The sequence below is a fragment of the Pseudomonas sp. PNPG3 genome (genome assembly GCF_023093815.1).
In the GTDB taxonomy this organism is placed as follows: Bacteria; Pseudomonadota; Gammaproteobacteria; order Pseudomonadales; family Pseudomonadaceae; genus Aquipseudomonas; species Aquipseudomonas asiatica.
On record NZ_JALLKV010000224.1, the window covers coordinates 1 to 268 of the forward strand.

Below are 268 nucleotides of genomic sequence, written 5' to 3' on the forward strand. Positions count from 1 at the left end.
GCGTTCTTCGCAAGCAGCCTTGCTTTACCAGGCCTTGCTTCGGTCATCGAAGGGCCGATGATGCACGCGGCACGGCGTCGCTTGGAGGTCTCCCAGGAGCAGGGGGATTACGTTCAAAGGGGACGCGACTTCCGAAAGCTGTCGAACGAATTCGATAAGGGGAACCTCGTCGAACGCTATGCGGGAGGGTACATGCTAGGGCCCGAGTACGCGATCGACACTCTTGCGTCCGAGGAATCCTACGGCCGAGTCTTGAAGGAGGCTTTGG

1 protein-coding gene is annotated in these 268 nt (G+C 59.3%); it reads left to right on the forward strand.

The features are described 5' to 3' along the window. A partial coding sequence (locus tag MJ643_RS30820; RefSeq protein ID WP_247727324.1) for a hypothetical protein occupies positions 1-268 on the forward strand: 268 nt, incomplete at both ends.